The organism is Streptococcus sp. 4886 (assembly GCF_013276485.1).
Classification (GTDB): domain Bacteria; phylum Bacillota; class Bacilli; order Lactobacillales; family Streptococcaceae; genus Streptococcus.
Genome location: NZ_VMLD01000015.1, coordinates 1 through 18520 on the forward strand (window position 1 = coordinate 1; position 18520 = coordinate 18520).

Genomic DNA, 18520 nt, shown 5'->3' on the forward strand with positions numbered 1-18520 from the left:
ACACGCTGATTCGCGACATTCTACCTAAAGGAACTTCTTTTGACAATTTAACTCAAGAGGACATCAATCTCGTCTGCTCTCATGTCAACAGCGTCAAACGTGCTGCTTTGAATGGAAAGTCAGCTTATGAACTCTTTGCCTTTACTTATGGAGAAGAAATTCCTAAGCTTCTCGGCATTTCTAAAATACCTGCAGAAGACGTCTGTCAGTCTTCTAAATTACTCCAACATAAGTTCTAAAAACTAACCTAAAACCCTATTCAAACGTCTCACACTAACTTCCACCATAGCGGAACTTAATCTGAAACGCTTTCAGATAAGAGGATTTTGTGCGCTCTTTTTTTCGATTCATTTTGGCTACAAAAGCAATAAAATCAAGCATTAGTAAAACCAGTGGAACTTACCCTGACATGGATTTCCACTGGTTTTTACAATTTTTATCAGATTAACTTCCACTTCTACTAGCGGTGGAACTTAGTTTGGGAATTTACCCCAGAGAGGTTAAGAAGGAGGGTAAAGGTGCTTCCGAGGCCGTACTGGCTAGTAACTGTGATTTCTCCACCCAATTGATGGGCCAATTCACGCGCAATCGCAAGACCTAAGCCATGACCACCTGTTTTCATATTACGCGAAGTCTCTACACGATAAAGGCGTTTGAAAATATTCTCCAAATCCTCTGGGGCAATGCCCTGTCCCTCATCCGTCACACTGATTGAAAGCTGGTTCTTCTCCAGCTTAGCCACCACTTCCAGCTTGGTTCCTGGAGCAGAGTATTTAAAAGCGTTATTGACCAGATTCACCAAGATACGAGAAAGCTTAGCATAATCTCCCTCAATCCGGGCAGACTCTGGGATTACCTGCAAGTGGACATCTCTTCTTTCTTGCTCAATCAAGAACTGAAATTCACTCATGCACTCAATCAAGAGCTGGTCCAGAAAAATACTGTCCTTGCTGGTAGTTTCTACCTGATTTCTAGCTGTATTTAGAGTCAAAAAATTCAACTCTTCAACCAGTTTATTGAGTCTTTCCGTCTGGCGCCCAATAGTTGCTAGATAATGGTCCTGTTCTCCTTCCTTGATAACCCCATCCAAAATCCCTTCTACCGTCGCTTGGATTGAAGTGATGGGAGCCTTAATATCATGCGAAAGTTGAGCAATCATCAAGCCCTTTTCTCGTTCGCTTTCTTCCAAGGAATCAAAGCTTGCCTGCAAATCATGGGACATTTCATTAAAAGCTTGCCCTAATTGTTGAAATTCTAAAGGGCCTTGAACCTCCAGATTTGAAGGAAAATCCTTGTCCGCTACCCGCTTGGCATGTTCCTTGAGTTTGCCCAACGACGTAAAGACCGGTGATAGGAGAAAGAGACTAATCCCAGCACCGACAAGGCTGGCAACGATGGTCATCCCAAGCAAAAAGTAAATCTCGCTTTTCTCAATCAGCATTTTTTGAACAGCCCAAAAAACAACCAAAATGGTTAAGAGGGTTGAAATAATATATCCAACCAAAATATAACTTTTTAGTTTCATGTTTGTCCTCTCGGTTTCTCTATCTTATATCCCAACCCCCAAACGGTCTTAATAGTGGGCGTTTGGTCACTACTATATTTTGCCAACTCCTGTCGAAGAGCATGGATATGCACATTCAAGGTATTGGTATCATCCACATAGTCTTCTTGCCAGACCTTTTCATAGAGGTCTGTCTTGGAGAAAACTCGCTCTGGATTGCTAGCTAAAATCCACAGCAATTCAAATGATTTAACAGTCAAATCCAGCATTTCTTCTTCTATTTGAACTTCATGACTACTATGATTCATTTTCAGATTACCAAGGGAAATCAGCTCTGTTTCGCCCCCACGATGAAGGCGGCGCAAAATATTATGGACCCGCAAAACCAGCTCACGAGGGCTAAAGGGCTTAGCAATAAAATCATCTGCTCCCAAGCTCAGACCGTAAATCTTGTCCTGTTCACTGGTCTTAGCAGTAATAAATAGGAAAGGCTGCTCTGGTGATAAGTATTGAACTTCACTGATTAAATCATAACCATCCATCCGAGGCATCATGACATCTGTGATAATCAAATCAATCGGTTTTTTCTTGAACAGCTCTAGCGCTTCCAGTCCATCATGGGCTACCAAGACCTGATAACCTGCCTGAATTAAGTATCTCTGATGAATATCGGTGATTTCTACCTCGTCGTCAACGAGTAAAATTGTCTTTCCCATCTGTCTCTCCTTTGATAAAAACAGTGCTATACTGCTTTAAGTATAACACTATTTCTATTGTTTTACGATGATTTTAATCTGCTATTGAAAGAAAGTCCTGATTGCTGATTGAGTTGGTAAACTAGCCTTAGTCAGCCCACTATCCATCATTTATTTCCTTAGCTGATTAGTTTTCTTCTTTTTTGTTTTTCAAACCTAGACCACCGAGTAAACCTGCAAGTGCAAGCCCAAGGAAACCAATACTTGCCATTGATGTTTGAGCTTCACCAGTATTTGGTAGCATAGCTTTATCATCTGACATCATCTTGTCTGACATCATCGTATCAGACATCTTGTTAGCAGAAGCAGCCATGTTTTCACCTGCCATCGTATTGGTAGAGCTTGTCATAGTGTCAGCAGGCATGCTATCTGTAGTACCTGGAGCTGGAGTCTCAGTCTTCATACCTGATTTTTCCATTTGGTCATTTGCTGGCATTGCTTTATCAGTCTCTTTGGCTGGTGCCATCATGTCCTTATGGTCAGTAGCTGTTTGATGAGTCGCACCTGTAGCATGACTGTGATTCATCGGAGTCACGCCAGAGCCAGAGTTAGAAGGTGAGAAAGAACCATTCGCTGTGTCTGATGTTTCTTTAACATTTATCTTAATAGTAACTTGTTTAGTTGCTACGACATTTGTCAAGTCAGCTTTACCATCTTTGTTACCGTAAACTTTAACAGTAGCATTGTAAGTCTGAGTACCATTAGCACGAAGCTGATCGATTAAAGCTTGACCTTGTTTACCAACAGTATTGCCATTTAAGTCTACTTCATAGAAATATTGACCTTTTGTTTTCACATTTTCTCCTAATGGAGATAAAGCAGGATTTTTAGCTACACCATTATCAGACCATGGAGCCTTGTCAGAAGCTTTTAGTAATAGACGAGTCAACATACCATCACCAGCGAATAGTTCATAAGGAATTACTTGGTTTACACCGGCTGTGAATGGACCTTTTCCTTCAGCTTTTTCAAGATAAGCAGCAGGAACATCGATACTGTCTTTAATGTTATCTTTAACAGCTTTTTCGACAGTTTCTTTAGCAACTAATCCATTGATGTTGATGTCTACATTTTTAGTAGCAACTAGATTAGTCAAGTCAGCTTTACCGTCTTTATTTCCGTAAACTTTAACAGTAGCTTTATAAGTTTGAGTACCATTAGCACGAAGCTGATCAATTAAAGCTTGACCTTGTTTACCAACAGTATTGCCATTTAAGTCTACTTCATAGAAGTATTGACCTTTGGTTTTCACGTTTTCTCCTAATGGAGATAAAGCAGGATTTTTAGCTACACCATTATCAGACCAAGGAGCCTTATCAGAAGCTTTGAGCAAGAGACGAGTCAACATACCATCACCAGCGAATAGTTCATAAGGAATTACTTGGTTTACACCGGCTGTGAAAGGACCTTTTCCTTCAGCTTTTTCAAGATAAGCAGCAGGAACATCAATACTGTCTTTAACGTTGTTTTCAACTGCAGAGTTAACATCGCTTCTTGTTACAAGACCGTTCAAGGTAATATTTACTTTACGTTCCTTGACAACCTTAGTCAAATCAGGTTTATCTCCGGCTGCTTCATAGACAGTTAGGGTAGCTACATAGGTATTTGTACCATTAGTACGAAGTGTATCTAATAAATCCTGACCCTGCTTACCTGTGGTGTTACCATTCAAAGATACTTGATAGTAATACTTGTCATCAGGTAAATTTTTCACTGGTGGAATTTTCTCGTTTTGAGCGACACCGTTATCTGACCATGGAGCCTTGTCAGATGCTTTGAGCAAGAGACGAGTCAACATACCATCGCCTGCGAAAAGTTCATATTTAAGTGGTTTGTTTACACCAGCCAAGAAAGGACCGGGAACTTTGGCTTGTTCTAGGTAGCCCGCTGGGACATCAATACTGTCTTTAACATCCTTATCGACAGCTTTTTCAATATCTTCTGGAGTTGCTTGTGTCCCTGCCACATCATCTGTATCTACAGCGTCTTTTAAGACATCTGTTAGCTCTGGATTTTCTTGAGCTTCTTCACCTTTTTCAAAAAGTGTATCCAGACGAGAAGGGCTTGTTTCCTCGCTCACTTCAGTTCCTTCTGTAGTTGTCGGAAGTGAATTCGTATTTCCAGCAACGGCCTCAGGTTTCGCTTCAGCAAGAACGGTGTCTCCCTGAGTTTCTGCTAAGTCACCCTCTTTCGTTACCGATTCCCCTTCAGGTAAGACTTGAGCAGGGGTTGGATTGAGCCCATCGGCACGTACAGAACTTGGCTGACCAACTAGGACAAAAAAGCCACTGGCTACAACAACTGAGGCAACACCGACACTAAGACGGCGAATAGACCAACGAGTATATCTTTGATTTGGATTGAATTTCATAGGATTCTCCTTAGAGTTTTTCTTTATTTGATGACTCTAGTATAATCTCCTAAAATTAAAAAGGACTAAGAAAAAGTTAAAATTTTTCTTAAATCCCTCTTATAAAATACTTATATCAATTAAATCCATAAACAGATTTGGTGATTTGATAGACAACATTGGACAGTTTGCGAGCTGGCAAGACAGAATGTTTGGTCAAACGGCTGAGCATGGTCTTGCGGATAGCCTGAAAAACCTCTGGATTTTCCTGCTGAATATAGGTCCACAGCTCCCGTTTTTTGGCAAGATGCTCTGCTGTGCCTGCTCGGTTGAGCAGGGCACTGGAAATCACCGTCGTAATCTCAATATGATTCAGCAAATATTCTCGCATTTTGGGGTGACTCACTTGGGATAAATCAAGCTGGTCTACCAAGAGTCGATTGACTTTCAGTTGCTGATCAATGCGCTTAATCATCACTTGCTCATTGACAGACTGGTCCTCACGCCCAATCAAATAACGATAGAAATCGACAGGTAGATAGTACATGGTTTTGACCTGCTGAAGGGGTGTAAAGACAAAAAGATTATCGACATAAAAAGTATGCTCAGGCAATTGGAACTGGCTCGCTCGCAACAAATCTGTCCGGTAAATCAGCGAGTGCATCATGATATACTGGCCTTTTGAGAAATTTCCGACCTGATCCCAGCCAAAAATCTGCTGGACAGGCAAGACTGACTCGTAACTCATACTCTTCTTACGAGACTGACCTTCCTTTTCATAGACAAAATTAGTCACAAAGGCGTCAACCTCTTGACCCTTGCTCTCAAGTTCCTGCAAGGTTTCAAGAATTTTCAAATAAGCACGAGGATCCACCCAGTCATCACTATCAACTACTTTAAAATAGCGCCCAGAAGCCTCCGCCAAGCCGCGATTGACAGCACCTCCATGGCCTTTATTTTCCTGATAGATGGCTCTAACGAGGTTAGGATACTTGCTAGCTAAACGCTCAGCGATTTCCTGAGTCTGGTCCTGAGACCCGTCATTGATAATCAAAATCTCAACTTGCTCACCACCAATCACTAACGACTCCACACAGTAATGAAGATAGACTGCTGCATTATAGCTAGGAATGGCGATAGACAATAACTTCATAATCTGCTCCTTTAGGGGACTGATTTTTTCTTATACTCTTCGAAAATCTCTTCAAACCGCGTCAACCCTATCTGCAACCTCAAAACACTGTTTTGAGCAACCTGCGGCTAGTTTCCTAGTTTGATCTTTGATTTTCATTGAGTATTACTCTCTCTTGTCACTTCTTTCTATTTTACCATAAAGTTCAGCCTTTGAAGAACTTTTACTAGAATACAAGGCTTCTGTCTCTCTTTGCTATCTTGGGCATCAAAAAAGAGGAGAGCTTCCTCTTTTACGAATTCAATGCTGCTAGGGTATCCAAATACTGGTTGTTGATGACCGCCAAAATATAGGTATCTGCCTTCAAAAGGTCATCTGGTCCAAATTCAACATCCAATGGGGAATTTTCCTGCTCTCGGAAGCCCAAAATATTCAGATTGTATTTGCCACGAAGGTCTAATTTACTCAGACTTTGACCTGCCCAAGACTGAGGAATTTTCATCTCCACAATAGAGACATTTTTATCCAACTGAAAGACATCAACACTATTATGGAAAAGAATGGTCTGTGCTAGGGACTGCCCCATTTCATACTCTGGCGAGATAACCGAGTCAGCTCCAATCTTTTCCAGCACTTTCTTAGCAGTCTGACTTTTGACCTTAGCAATAACAGTCGGTACCCCCAAACTCTTACAGTGCATAACCGCAAGCACACTCGACTCCAGATTTTCACCTGTCGCGACTACAACGGTATCGCAGGTATCAATCCCTGCTGATCTCAATAATTCTTCATCTGTGATGTCACCAATCACTCCACGCGCCAAAACTGGCTCAAACTGATTGATGCGCTCTGCGTGGTCATCAATAGCGATAATATTCATATCCTGCTTGGCTAGGGCAGCTAGGACACTACTTCCAAAAATTCCCAAGCCTAAAATTCCAATCGTACGATCTGACATGCTCTTTCCTTTCTTAACCAATACTAATATCTGCTTTCATATAGTGAATCATATCTTTCTTTTCTGGATGGTAATCTGCTAGGCTGACCAGCAGAGTCAAGGGACCAATTCGTCCGATAAACATGAGAACCATAATCACACTTAGAGCTAATTTCCCTAAATCTGGAGTTAAATTTGCCGTCACTCCGACTGTCCCAAGAGCAGAAATGGTTTCAAATATGAGGTGGATAAAGGGAGGATTTCCCTTGGCTGTCATCCCTAGTAAAATCAAGCCCAGCAAGAAGGTCATCAAAAAGATAATAAAGACACTAAAGGATTTTTGAACCGTTCGCGGCGCAATCGTCCGTCGAGCGATATTGGCATGAGGTAAGCCTAGAAGCTCACTTCGTGCAAAGACCAAGAGGACAAAAAATGTGGTAATCTTGAGCCCCCCAGCTGTTCCTCCTGGAGCCCCACCTAGAAACATCTGCAAGATATAAATCAATAAGGTAACAGGACGAGCCATGCTGTAATCAATTGTCCCAAAACCAGCCGTTCTCATGCTGACAGTTTGGAAAAAGCTGACCAAGACCTTATCTGCAACAGGGAGATTGCCAATCGTCCCTGCATTGTTCCATTCAAGAACGAGACTGCTCACCGTCCCAAAAGCTAGTAGCCCCACCGTCAGTAATAAAACCAGTTTGGTGTGAAAATGCAGGCGCCCTTTTTTCTTTTTCCCTATATGCGTAGCAAGGTCAAACCAGACCATAAATCCAAGACCACCTGTGATAATCAAGCCTGCGATGACCAGATTGACCAAGGGATCAGTCTGAAAAGCAATCAAGCTCGTACTTCCAAAATTATCAAAACCGGCATTACAGAAGGCGGATATAGCTAGAAAAATAGCACTAAAGAGACCGCGCCCCCAGCCAAGTTGAGGAACAAAACGAAAACTGAGGAATAGAGCTCCCAAACCCTCAACCAAAAAAGTCGTGAGAAAAATAGAATAGACAAACTTTCTCAAAGATCGAGTCTCTCCATAACTAAAACTATCCTGAATAGTTGTACGGCTACGAAGACTAAGCTTTTGCTTGCTCTGGATATAGAAAACCCCAATAAAGGTCATGAGCCCCAGACCACCAATCTGAATCAAGAACATACAAATGAGCTGACCCCAAATATTGTAGGTATCAGCGACAGGCTGGGTAAAAAGACCTGTCACACAGACCATGGATACAGTTGTAAAGAGATGGTCAAAATAAGTCGCTCGAGAGCTAGGCACTTGCACAAAAGGCAAGCTCAAAAGAAGAGAGCCTAGTAAAATAACCAAGGCGAAACTCAAAAAAATACGACGAGCAGGCGACAAACGAGATAAGCCTAGCTTTATTTTTTCCTTAGATAATTTAAATAACATACATCCATTGTACCATAAAAAGTAGGAGAGTAGCTATATCTGAAAGGATATCTCAAGGCAGAGTTCCAAGGCCTTATCAAAAGCTTCCGAGCCCCAGTCACGACTATCGTACTGGTCCAAGTCAGCTAGGGAATCTGCTGTGAACAACAATTCACCCCAGAGAACCCCACGCAATTGAGCTACTGCCGCAAGCGCAGCACACTCCATCTCCACAACAGCACAGCTTTCTTCCTTACGATAAGCCACCTTTTCAGCCGTTTCTCGGTAAAAACCATCTGTCGTCCAGGTCATAACTTCTTCATAGGGAATCCCTCTGACTTCCAAAACTCGCTCAATGGCAGCAATAGCCTCTGGCTGCATTTCCATATAACGAGAAGGTGCCACATAGTGGTAACTGGCTCCTTCATCTCGCAGAGCGCGAACAGGGACTAGAAAGGCATTTTCCTCTATATCGGCTAGCACACCACAGGTACCTGTGGAAATAATCTGCTCCACACCATAGCCAATCAACCAATCCATAAACTGGGCTGCTGGAGCTGAACCGACAGGAGCCTGAGCCAGACAAATCTCCTCGCCTTTGTAGTTGATGACGTAGACTGGATAGGTCTTGGTGGCAGAAACGAACTCACCAACACTGTCCGCCCCTACTTCCCTCGCATAGCGGTCAATCTCCTCACCTAAAAAAGCATAAACACACTTCTTGGGCAACTGCAAATCCAATCTCTCGTGATTGGGCATGATAACCGCCTGAGGATTGTCATCAAACTCTAAAATAGGAATCGCATGCTTCTGAATCATAGTCTACCTCCTCTAATTTTGTACTATTGTATCAAAAGCTGACCGAATGTCAAGGAGGAGGCTGAGAATAAAAACAATACAATAACAATATTTTTGACAGAGACTCTTTTTAATGGTACAATGGACTTGCTTAAAAGTTCGATGAAATAAGCATATAAGAAAACACCACCGGTTGCCGCCAGTGGTGTTTTTTTGCGCTTGCTCAAGGCGCTCAGGCTATTTCTTTTTCTTGTCGCATTTGCTTGCTACAAATCGGATAAGCCACTCCGATAAGACATTCGCTAGTGTACCAGCAAGAATAGGTAGCAAGACAAGTTCGATGAAAACGCACATAAGATCACCTCCTGCCTGCGCAGTCTAGTGTTTGCGACCTTACTATTGTATCATCTTTGACTGAAAATAAATAGAAAAATCATTGATATCATCTAGTCATCCACAAAAACTCTCTCCTACACTAATACTTCTTGTATCAAAAAGCATCCCAATTACAAGATGCTTTGCAATTGCTTAATGAAGCAGACTTGCTAAGATATAGAGTAGGTGAATGTGAACCGGGTAAAAATGTAGAAGAAGTTTTTATCTCCACTCCCTTTTTCTCCATTATTGAAGAACAAGAGAATGATAGAAAAAAACAACACCCGCTGTTCCTTTTTACTTCTATTCCACAGATATCTCCTTAATCACGCGCGCAGGGTTGCCAGCTAATACAACATTGTCCCCAAAGGACTTGGTAATCACTGCCCCTGCTCCTGCGACGACATTATTTCCAAGTGTGACTCCAGGCAGGACAATGACGCCACCACCAGCCCAGAAATTGTCTCCGATTGTGATAGGCTTACCGTACTCAATACCTGAATTACGCTCATGTGGATCCAGCGGATGAAGTGGAGTCAGGAACTGACAGTTGGGACCAATCATGGCATTGTCCCCGATACGAATAGGGCAGACATCCAGCATGGTCAAGTTCCAGTTAGAATAAAAATTTTCCCCTAGATGGATATTGACACCGTAGTCCACCATCAAGCGAGTATTGATATAAAGATTTTGCCCAGTTGAGCCAAACCAAGCCTTAATGATTTCAGCTCCCTTCAAGGGATCTTCTTCCTTATTAAAAGCAGCCTGCTTTTGGCGAGAAGCCTGAGCCAAGGCCCGCAATTCTGGGTCCGATGGACGGTAAACCTCTCCTGCAATCATTTTCTGGTATTCACTAGTCATTGTGTTCTTCTCCTTATTCCCTACTATCATATCAAATTTTCTACATATCTGACTAGGATAAGGAGCATTTTATACAATCTATGCTCTGGTCTTTATCACATCCTATCTAGCTAAGCGGATACGCGTCACGATTCCGTCTGGGTCTGTCACTTCCAACTGAGTTGATGTCAGCCACTTGATAGACGCTTCAACTTCCTGTCCTCTTTCGGCAATTGCTAGAAATTCTTCTTTGCTTGCGACTTCAATGACATAGTAGGCCAAGCCGGGTAAACCTTGTTCACGTCTGGCTAGCCTTTTTCTTCCCCACTCGTTGACCGCTAAATGATGATGATAATCCCCAGACGCAATCCAACTAGCGCTAGGTAGACTAAATTTATCCTCTAGTCCTAAAACCTTTTGATAAAACCGGCTTGCTACTTGACTATCCTTGACAGAAAGATGGATATGCCCCATGCGCGTAGTAGAGACTATCTCAAAAGGTTCTACTTTACGTCCCATCTCATATATTTCTTGAGCAGATAAGGCTTCGGTTACTCCGACAATGCGCCCATCCTCACGAATATCCCAGTCCTCTATAGGCTTATCACGATAAATTTCAATCCCGTTCCCTTCTAAATCTTCCAGATAGATTGCTTCACTGTAGCCATGATCCGCCCCACCGACTAGCTGAATTTGCAGCTCTGCTATATGCTTAAACAGATTTGCCAAATCCTCACGACTTGGTAAAAGGATAGCTAGATGATAGAGACCATAGTGATCTTGCACCTCCTCTAGCCTGTCTGTTTTCAGTAAATGAACCAAAGCCTTTCCACCAGCTCCTAAAATACTTTCAGATTCTGTCTGAGAAAGGATCTCCAAGCCTAGAATCTGATGATAGAAGGCAGTCTGACTCACCACATCCTTTACATTTAAAACTGCCTCTGCCAAATAAATCTTACTATTGTATGCGTAGGTCACCTATTTCTCCTTTGCTCTTTTTATTGTAACTTTATTCATTACAACATTATACTCCTTTTTTACTTGGAGTCAAGTAGAACAACTCAAATAGCAGGACCAAACGAGGTTGGGCAAAAAGTCGACTTCAGGAGAAAATGAAGTAAATCTCCCCACAATAAAACGCATAGTACCAAGGTTTCTCTGACCTGATACTATGCGTTTTTCTGATTTCAAAGACTTCTTGCCCAGCATCGTTTGTGTTTATCCTCGTCCGCCAGGGGCTGGACCGCCAGGACCTCCATTCGGACCTCCGCCTCCAGGCATAGAATTGACAATATCTGTTTGTTTTTCGCCGTTGATGTAGATATCCCCACCTGTGTAGGTTGCTGTTCCATCAAAGTCAAAGCCTGATTGTCCTATCAATTTAATGGTTCCGCCTGTGACCGTGATATTCCCGTTTGAGTCAATTGGATCTGTGTCCCCTTGACCAACTTCTACAGTTAGATTTCCACCTGTCATGGTAAAGTAAATGTCGCTTTGCTGGGCATTTTTATTGGCTGCATTGACCCCATCATCTGTCGAGTAGACATTGATATCTCCACCATTGATCGTAATGGCTTTCCCTTCAATTCCTTCTGTGGAATTCTTGACGGTGTAAGTACCACTATCAATCACTAGGTTGCCAGAAGCGTGAATGCCGTCATCGCCTGCTGTGACTGTTATGGTATTGTTCGCCAAATACATATTTCCGACAGTCATATCGTCATCATTATCAACTTTAACACCATCTTCCTTGGCATCGATCGTCATGGTCGTACCAGTGATGTTGAGTTCATCATTGACATTAAAGGCATCTCCTACTGATGTGATGTTAAAGGTTCCACCAGTGATGTGAAGCGTATCATTTGCCTTGATAGCATTGCTTTTCTTGCCATCTACAGTAAGAGTCCCTGAACCATTGATGGTCAAATCAACCTTAGAAAAGAGAGCGGTATTTGCCTTTTCATCACTGTTAGAGCTTGAGTCAGAGAGACTGTTGGTGGTTCCCTCTGCTAGAGTGAGGTAGACATGACCTGCGCTTGTAGCCGAAATAGCCGCATCTGTATTGGTCATGGTCGCGCCTTTTAGGACAAGTTTCACATCATCAGACTTATCAGCTGCGATTTTAATTTGCACTCCGTCAGACTGACCAGAAATGACATAAGTACCTGCTTTTGAGATGGTCACCGTTGAGCCAGAAACTGTCACACCATCTCCAGAGACGTTTGCAGATGAACCAGACAATTCAATCTTAGAAGCAGTGCTTTCATCATAAGAAGTGTCGTAGTCCTTTTCTGTAAAATAAGAAGATTGACTGTTTTTAGCTGAAGTTGTGATAGCAGTGGTATCTGCCGCTGCAGTTGTACTTGACTTGGTCGTTGACTGCCCACAAGCTGTCATCAAGGTCAAAGCTGTTAAACTGGTTAAGATTAGAGTCCATTTTTTTGATTTCATACTTTTTTCCTCGCCTTCATTTAGCTTGACCTTAGTTTACAGGGTAAGTCTGAAAAAAATCTAAACTTTTTCTGAAAGTTTTCTTAAGTTCAGTTTCAGTTAAGTTATCTTTAACAAAAGTTTTAGGAAAATTCCATAGACTAATTACAAGCAAGTTCAACTTGCCCAGACACACCTATCTGCTAATAAGATAGTGTACTGAAATAGTTTGATAAAGGAGACAAGATTTATGAAGCCAATTGAAACAAGCTTTAAACGAATTGAAACCAAATATGTCGTTACCAAAGCTGACTTGGCTAATTTAATAGAGGACTTAAAAATATATCTCGTCGAGGATGATTATCCAACTTCGACCATTTCCAACATCTACTTTGATACAGAGCAATTTGATATGATTCAGAATGATAGCCAATATACTAAGCGCAAAGAAAAGATTCGGATGCGAACCTATCTCAGTCAAGTCCAGCCTAATAGTCAGGTGTTTTTAGAAATCAAATCTAAGGACAGAGCTGGTGTCGGGCTAAAATATCGTCTCTTATCGACTCCCCAGTCTATCACCCAGTTTATGACCAAGGGACAGCTGGATAGCAGTATCAAGGATCGAATGATGATTGAAAAAATTCAACAACTCCAAGAGGAATATCAGAAAGCCATCATCCCTCGTATGTATATCTACTACGACCGTTTTTCTCTCAAGGAAAAGAAAGAAATTAGCGGATTCCCCTACAATAAAATTCGTGTCACCATTGACCAAAATCTAACCTATCGTAATAATAATATCAGTTTATTTTCAGGAAAGGACGGTTTCCCTCTACTAAGCGAGGACATTGTTATCATGGAAATCAAAGCACCGGGCAGAAAACCCCAATGGCTACAAGATATTCTCGACCAATATGGACTGGTAGAACAGAAATTTTCAAAATATAGCTGCGCCTACCACAAGTCTCAAGGGCTGGACTATAACCCACGACCAAGCACAGAAAGTGTAGGTACTACTTATGTCTAATCTTTTCAACTCTATTTTCAACGACACAACTGCTACTGCCAATCCCATCCAGCTCTTTCTAGCTCTCTTGGTCAGCCTGATTTTAGGTTTGGCTCTGACCTGGGCCTACAAACACCGTACCCTCTATACACGGGAATTTGCGGTTAGTTTGACCCTACTCCCCTGCTTGATGACCTTGGTCATCTTTCTGGTAAATGGCAGCTTAGGAACCTCTATCGCTGTTGCAGGAACCTTTAGCCTCATTCGTTTCCGTTCAGCCACCAGTGGCTCACGGGAACTAATTGCTATCTTTCTTGCCATGATTATCGGGCTGGCGGCAGGGACAGGCTACCTAGCCTTAGCTGTTCTCTTCACCGTCTTTATCTTAGCAGTATGGCTTCTTTTAGAAAAACAACAAAGCAAGAGCAACCACCAACGTCGCAGACTATTAACTATCACAATCGCCAACCAAGAAAATCAACTCCAAACTATCCAATCTGGGCTATCACAATTCTGTACTGAGTTAGACCTCATCTCCATTGATACCAGCAATGATGGAGAACAAGTCACCACTGTCTACGAAGTGGATTTCAAGGCTCAAACTAATGATTTCCAAATCATCAATTACCTCACTAAAGAACAAGATACTTACCAGGTTTCCCTGACCAAGAATGCCAAGAAGAGAAAGAATTTGTAATTTTCAAATCAAATAGCAAACTAAGAATCTCTTGAGTGCCGCCATTCTTTACCAATCAAAAAAACTCCGTAGTCTCTAGCGCCATAAATCCGGCTAGAGATTACAGAGTTATTTTTTAATCTAAACTTCCTACAAGAGTATATTGTCTACTGGAAGGATATGGTATTTGTAGGGAATACTTTAAAGAGTTCTTACAGGAAGTCAATATTAACTAGTTATATTAGGTTTAGTTTACCCATTCACCATTAGCATTGACTCTATAGCCCTCTACAGTTGTGTTGACTGCAAGGGCACCTGAGCCATTGACATAGTACCATTTGTCTGATACTTTGAACCATTGGCTTGCTTTCATAGCACCTGATGCTTCAAGATAGTACCAGGTATCTCCATCTTTCACCCAACCTGTTGCCATTGAACCGTTAGCATTTAGGTAGTACCATGAACCGTTGTCTTGTAGCCATCCTGTCGCCATTGAACCATCAGTATTGTAGAAGTACCACATACCATTTTCTTGTTTCCAACCTGTTTTTGGAGCGGCTGGTTTAGCTGGTTCTACTACAGAATATGAGCTGTATGATGGAACATATGATGAGTATGAAGGGACATATGTCGGATTAGATGGTCTTGCAGGAACAGAAGGTTGTGCTGGAGTTTCAGCTGGTTTTTCCGCCGGTTTTTCAGCTGGTTTTTCCGCCGGTTTTTCCGCTGGTTTTTCTGCTGGTTTCTCCGCCGGTTTTTCTGCCGGTTTTTCCGCTGGTTTTTCTGCTGGTTTTTCTGCTGGTTTCTCCGCCGGTTTTTCTGCTGGTTTCTCCGCTGGTTTTTCCGCTGGTTTCTCTGCCGGTTTTTCCACTGGTTTTTCTGCTGGTTTCTCCGCCGGTTTTTCTGCTGGTTTCTCCGCCGGTTTTTCCGCTGGTTTTTCTTTAGCTTTATCTTCTTCTGCAGCTTTCTTATTTAATTCATCGATAAATTTTTCAGCTTGTTTTGCAGTTAAGCCTTTTTTGAAGCCTTCTACAATTTGTTTTCTTGTTTCATCTGATGCTGCTTTTAATGCTGCAATTGTATCAGCTTTTGCTTTTGCTTCTTCTGGACTATTAGTTTCAGCTTTTTCTAATTCTGCGATTGCTGCTTTCAATGCTGCATCATAGTTTGCTAAAAATTCTTCCTGAGCCGCTTTCTCTTTTTCTGCTGACTTTTTATTTGCATCATCGATTGCTTTTTCAGCGTCTTCTGCAGTTAAGCCTTGTTTGAAACCTTCTACGATTTTAGCTTTTGTTTTATCTGCTTCTGCTTTTAATTTTGCAATCGTATCTTGAATTTGTTCTTCTATTTCAGGATTATTTTTTGCATCTTCTTCTAATTTTGCAATCGTATCCTTTAATGCCTTGTCAAAATTAGCTAAAAATTCTTTTTGAGCAGCTGCTTCTTCCTTAGCTTCTTGTTCCTCTGCTACTTCCTCTTCTTTAGCTTTTGCTTCTATTTCTTCTTCAGCATCTTCTGCAGTTAGACCTTTTTTGAAGCGTTCTTCATAGTCAGCTTTCTGAGCTTTAGTTCGTTTTTTAAATTCATCAATAAACCCTTGAATTTGGTTTTGTAATTCTGGATCTTCTTTTGCATTGTCTAAATATTCTTTTAATTCTTTAACTGTAGCTTCTGCAGCTTTATCAAAATTAGATAAGAATTCTTTTTGAGCAGCTGCTTCTTCCTTAGCTTTTTCTGCAGCTTCTTCTGCAGCTTTTTTATTAGCTTCATCTATTGCTTCTTCAGCGTCTTCTGCAGTTAGACCTTCTTTGAAGCGTTTTTCATAGTCAGCCTTCTGGGCCTTAGTTCGTTTTTCAAATTCATCAATAAACCCTTGAATTTGGTTTTGTAATTCTGGATTTTCTTTTGCATTGTCTAAATCTTCTTTTAATTCTTTAACTATAGCTTCTGCAGCTTTATCAAAATTAGATAAGAATTCTTTTTGAGCAGCTGCTTCTTCCTTAGCTTCTTTTTCTTCTGCAACTTCCTCTTCTTTAGCTTTTTCTTCTACTTCTTCTTCAGCCTTTTCTACAGTTAGACCTTCTTTGAAGCGTTTTTCATAGTCAGCCTTCTGAGCTTCAGTTCGTTTTTTAAATTCATCAATAAACCCTTGAATTTGTTTTTCTAATTCTGGATCTCCTTTTGCATTCTCTAAATATTCTTCTAATTCTTTAACTATAGCTTCTGCAGCTTTATCAAAATTAGATAAGAATTCTCGTTGCTTCTCTGATAAAGATTGTTCGACAGCTTGTGGAGCGTCTTCTGCTCTTACAACAGTAGGCTGAGACGCAACAAAACCAGCCCCTAAGATAGCGACGCTGGCTAGACTTGTTAAAATCATTTTTTTCTTATTCATCATTTACCTCTTTTCTGATAATCATTTTCAGACTATGCCTATATTAAGTATACCCCCCCCCCACAAATCTTTGTCAAGTGTTTTATATTAAATTTTTGTTACATTTTTGTTCGGGATTTTATTTGTTTTATCAAAGTTTTTATGAAAATCGTTTTGAAAACTTTGATATTTCTTTACATTTTCTTTCCTAGAGTTTCTCTTTTATTCTGGTGTGTATTTGCTTCTCACACTGCTTTTCTATTGCAGATGAGACTCAATGAAAATCAAAAAGCAAACTAGGAAGCGAATCGTAGGTTGCTCAAAACACTGTTTTGAGGTTGCAGATAGAACTGGCGAAGTCAGTAACATATACCTACACCAAGGCGAAGCTGACGTGGTTTGAAGAGATTTTCGAAGAGTATAAAGCTCACATTCCAGAAATAAACAGATACCAAAAGCAAATGTTCAAGCTTGATTTTTGAATTAGGAATACTCCAGCGATGACTCGTCCTTATTTTCAGTGAATAGCAACTGACTCTAAACACTCCAAAAAAAGAGGCCAATGTTTGCCATCAACCTCTTTCTTATCGTTCATTCTTTTTACTAAGTAAGATGAATACTTTACCTATGACTTACTATCTTCATTCTAGTTTACCCATTCACCATTACCATTTACACGGTAACCATCTGGTGTTGTTGTGCTAACAGCCAAAGCGCCTGAACCATTTGCATAGTACCAGTGTTGACCTACTTTAAACCAACCCGTCTTCATGATCCCTTCTTCATCAAGGTAATACCAGGTACCATTTTCCTTGTACCAGCCTGTTTTCATAGCTCCTGAGCTATCAAAGTAGAACCATCTGCTACCATCTGTTCCCCAGCCTGTAAACATAGCGCCTGAGTTACTTAGATAATACACCGATCCATCAACTTCTACAAATCCAGTCTGCATGACACCTAGGTCATTCAAGTAGTACCATTGACCACCTGTTTTCAACCAGCCTGTCTTCACATCACCAGACTCATAAAAATACCACTTGCCATTAGACTGCACCCAGCCAGACTGATCAGACGTAGATTTTCTGAAATCTTTCAGCGGTGTTTCTACAACCATTGCTTTACTTTTAACTGTTGAAAGGTTTGAGGCAGTCACTTCTGTGTACTGAACAGCAGAACCATATCCACCAGCTAATTCCTCTGAAGAAGTCGTAGTTCCTAAAGCCAGAGCAACCGTTGCTGCCTTCTGAGGACTAGCTGCATTTTTAAAAGCAGCAAGACCCACATGGGTAAATTTAGGGTTAATCAAGTTCTCATAATAAGATGAAAATTCTTTTGATGTTTTATCTTTCTTTTTCGCCACATATTGCGCCTTTTCAGCATGCCAGTTTTCAATTGCTTTTAGAAATCCATCAGGATTCAAATCTAAAGCTTCTCCACTTAGGCTATTACCAGATGGAAAGGCAGTCCAGTTGTTTTTGCTGGAAAGACGTTCAGCCTTCAGCGCAACAGATACCTCAGCAGCGCGTACAAAAGCCGTTTTTTCATGGTCAACTGACCATTTGACAGGAACATACTTATCTACCAAACCTTCGTCGGCTGCTTCTTTACGAATTTTATTGATAGCATCTAAAATAGATTGTTGATGAGGAGGCAAAAATTCTCCCTTGATTCCAACCAAAACATTGCCACTAGAAGGTTTTAGCACCTCTGAGGTCAATACATTACCATCAGCAGATTGCGTTGCCACCAATCTGTCATTCGCAAAAACATCATTTGTCAAAACTGCTCCTGCCAAGGTCAAAGCCAAGGCACTAGCAAATACAATTTTCTTCATTGTTTACTCCTTATATCTTTTGAATCGTATCTTGATAAATACTTTTTAACACCTAATTATATCATATTTTCCTACTATTTGTCTTTGCTTACCTATTCCTAAATCCCAAAAGTAGG

14 protein-coding genes and 2 pseudogenes are annotated in these 18520 nt (G+C 41.1%); 4 read left to right on the forward strand and 12 right to left on the reverse strand.

Annotated elements, in window-relative coordinates:
• Positions 1-239: pseudogene (locus HT679_RS07625) on the forward strand (IS30 family transposase); the annotation flags it as partial.
• Positions 240-460: 221 nt separating this feature from the next.
• On the opposite strand, the gene HT679_RS07630 reads toward HT679_RS07625, so the two are convergent.
• The 10 genes from HT679_RS07630 to HT679_RS07675 all read right to left on the reverse strand — a co-directional run bounded on the left by HT679_RS07630 (position 461) and on the right by HT679_RS07675 (position 12535).
• Positions 461-1525, reverse strand: a complete 1065-nt coding sequence (locus HT679_RS07630; RefSeq protein WP_173213904.1) for a HAMP domain-containing sensor histidine kinase — start codon at positions 1523-1525, stop codon at positions 461-463.
• On the reverse strand, positions 1522-2220 hold the full coding sequence (locus tag HT679_RS07635) for a response regulator transcription factor (protein WP_173213906.1): 699 nt from the start codon (positions 2218-2220) through the stop codon (positions 1522-1524). Before HT679_RS07635 ends, HT679_RS07630 begins: the two co-directional genes overlap by 4 nt.
• Before the next feature lie 166 nt (positions 2221-2386).
• Positions 2387-4630 (reverse strand): PavB family fibronectin-binding SSURE repeat adhesin, encoded by a 2244-nt coding sequence (locus tag HT679_RS07640; RefSeq protein WP_173213908.1) that lies wholly within the window; start codon positions 4628-4630, stop codon positions 2387-2389.
• Positions 4631-4745: 115 nt separating this feature from the next.
• A complete protein-coding gene (locus tag HT679_RS07645) occupies positions 4746-5762 on the reverse strand; it encodes a glycosyltransferase family 2 protein (RefSeq protein WP_173213910.1) in 1017 nt (338 codons plus the stop codon).
• 271 nt (positions 5763-6033) lie between these two features.
• Positions 6034-6699, reverse strand: coding sequence for a TrkA family potassium uptake protein (locus HT679_RS07650; RefSeq protein ID WP_050082205.1), 666 nt, complete (start codon positions 6697-6699; stop codon positions 6034-6036).
• A 13-nt stretch (positions 6700-6712) separates the two neighbouring features.
• Positions 6713-8092 carry a potassium transporter TrkG gene (locus tag HT679_RS07655; protein ID WP_173213912.1) on the reverse strand — a complete coding sequence of 460 codons (1380 nt, stop codon included), beginning with the start codon at positions 8090-8092 and terminating at the stop codon, positions 6713-6715.
• Between the two features lie 33 nt (positions 8093-8125).
• Positions 8126-8890 (reverse strand): nucleoside phosphorylase, encoded by a 765-nt coding sequence (locus HT679_RS07660; RefSeq protein WP_173213914.1) that lies wholly within the window; start codon positions 8888-8890, stop codon positions 8126-8128.
• A 657-nt stretch (positions 8891-9547) separates the two neighbouring features.
• Positions 9548-10105, reverse strand: a complete 558-nt coding sequence (locus HT679_RS07665; RefSeq protein WP_173213917.1) for a sugar O-acetyltransferase — start codon at positions 10103-10105, stop codon at positions 9548-9550.
• Positions 10106-10207: 102 nt separating this feature from the next.
• The gene (locus tag HT679_RS07670) at positions 10208-11062 is read right to left on the reverse strand and encodes a VOC family protein (protein WP_173213919.1); all 855 of its coding nucleotides are present in this window, start codon (positions 11060-11062) and stop codon (positions 10208-10210) included.
• Positions 11063-11302: 240 nt separating this feature from the next.
• Complete coding sequence (locus HT679_RS07675; protein ID WP_173213921.1) at positions 11303-12535, reverse strand: carbohydrate-binding domain-containing protein; 1233 nt, start codon at positions 12533-12535, stop codon at positions 11303-11305.
• Positions 12536-12764: 229 nt separating this feature from the next.
• On the opposite strand from HT679_RS07675, the gene HT679_RS07680 reads away from it, so the two are divergent.
• Both HT679_RS07680 and HT679_RS07685 read left to right on the forward strand, forming a co-directional pair.
• The gene (locus tag HT679_RS07680) at positions 12765-13541 is read left to right on the forward strand and encodes a polyphosphate polymerase domain-containing protein (protein WP_173213923.1); all 777 of its coding nucleotides are present in this window, start codon (positions 12765-12767) and stop codon (positions 13539-13541) included.
• Positions 13534-14217 (forward strand): DUF4956 domain-containing protein, encoded by a 684-nt coding sequence (locus tag HT679_RS07685; protein ID WP_173213925.1) that lies wholly within the window; start codon positions 13534-13536, stop codon positions 14215-14217. Before HT679_RS07680 ends, HT679_RS07685 begins: the two co-directional genes overlap by 8 nt.
• A gap of 226 nt (positions 14218-14443) precedes the next feature.
• Here the strand turns inward: HT679_RS07685 and HT679_RS11405 are convergent.
• Positions 14444-14773 (reverse strand): annotated as a pseudogene (locus tag HT679_RS11405) (choline-binding protein A); the annotation flags it as partial.
• A gap of 2074 nt (positions 14774-16847) precedes the next feature.
• Here HT679_RS11405 and HT679_RS11590 point away from each other — a divergent pair.
• Positions 16848-16973, forward strand: a complete 126-nt coding sequence (locus HT679_RS11590) for a hypothetical protein (RefSeq protein WP_261805030.1) — start codon at positions 16848-16850, stop codon at positions 16971-16973.
• 243 nt (positions 16974-17216) lie between these two features.
• Here the strand turns inward: HT679_RS11590 and HT679_RS07695 are convergent, their stop codons facing one another.
• Complete coding sequence (locus tag HT679_RS07695) at positions 17217-18404, reverse strand: CAP domain-containing protein (protein ID WP_173213927.1); 1188 nt, start codon at positions 18402-18404, stop codon at positions 17217-17219.
• Positions 18405-18520: the final 116 nt, after the last annotated feature.

Coding starts and splice junctions, on each gene's coding strand:
- HT679_RS07650 (WP_050082205.1), bottom strand. CDS start 6,699: ATGTCAGATCGTACGATTGGAATTTTAGGCTTGGGAATTTTTGGAAGT.
- HT679_RS11590 (WP_261805030.1), top strand. CDS start 16,848: ATGAAAATCAAAAAGCAAACTAGGAAGCGAATCGTAGGTTGCTCAAAA.
- HT679_RS07655 (WP_173213912.1), bottom strand. CDS start 8,092: ATGTTATTTAAATTATCTAAGGAAAAAATAAAGCTAGGCTTATCTCGT.
- HT679_RS07665 (WP_173213917.1), bottom strand. CDS start 10,105: ATGACTAGTGAATACCAGAAAATGATTGCAGGAGAGGTTTACCGTCCA.
- HT679_RS07675 (WP_173213921.1), bottom strand. CDS start 12,535: ATGAAATCAAAAAAATGGACTCTAATCTTAACCAGTTTAACAGCTTTG.
- HT679_RS07695 (WP_173213927.1), bottom strand. CDS start 18,404: ATGAAGAAAATTGTATTTGCTAGTGCCTTGGCTTTGACCTTGGCAGGA.
- HT679_RS07660 (WP_173213914.1), bottom strand. CDS start 8,890: ATGATTCAGAAGCATGCGATTCCTATTTTAGAGTTTGATGACAATCCT.
- HT679_RS07685 (WP_173213925.1), top strand. CDS start 13,534: ATGTCTAATCTTTTCAACTCTATTTTCAACGACACAACTGCTACTGCC.
- HT679_RS07630 (WP_173213904.1), bottom strand. CDS start 1,525: ATGAAACTAAAAAGTTATATTTTGGTTGGATATATTATTTCAACCCTC.
- HT679_RS07645 (WP_173213910.1), bottom strand. CDS start 5,762: ATGAAGTTATTGTCTATCGCCATTCCTAGCTATAATGCAGCAGTCTAT.
- HT679_RS07635 (WP_173213906.1), bottom strand. CDS start 2,220: ATGGGAAAGACAATTTTACTCGTTGACGACGAGGTAGAAATCACCGAT.
- HT679_RS07640 (WP_173213908.1), bottom strand. CDS start 4,630: ATGAAATTCAATCCAAATCAAAGATATACTCGTTGGTCTATTCGCCGT.
- HT679_RS07680 (WP_173213923.1), top strand. CDS start 12,765: ATGAAGCCAATTGAAACAAGCTTTAAACGAATTGAAACCAAATATGTC.